This window comes from Vibrio sp. 10N.222.52.B7, from assembly GCF_041474275.1.
Lineage (GTDB): Bacteria > Pseudomonadota > Gammaproteobacteria > Enterobacterales > Vibrionaceae > Vibrio > Vibrio crassostreae_C.
Map to the genome: position 1 here is coordinate 1 of NZ_JBFRTU010000619.1, position 229 is coordinate 229.

Below are 229 nucleotides of genomic sequence, written 5' to 3' on the forward strand. Positions count from 1 at the left end.
GAACCGTCACTGCACTATTTAACTTCATAACTTCAGCTGCCATGATTTTACCTGGTATTACATGGTATGTGAGCACTGCAACTAGTTTGTCTTTATTTTCTGGCTTCAACAACATGTCGACCGTTCCTTCTGGTAACGCAGCAAATGCCTCATCAGTGGGGGCCAATACGGTGAAAGGGCCTTCGCCTTTCAATGTATCAACTAAGTCCGCTGCTTTTACTGCCGCCAC

At 45.9% G+C, this 229-nt stretch carries 1 protein-coding gene; it reads right to left on the reverse strand.

Annotation, left to right across the window (positions count from 1 at the left end):
* Nucleotides 1-229: fasciclin domain-containing protein (locus AB4512_RS24485; protein ID WP_372176078.1), on the reverse strand; the 229-nt coding region annotated here is incomplete at both ends.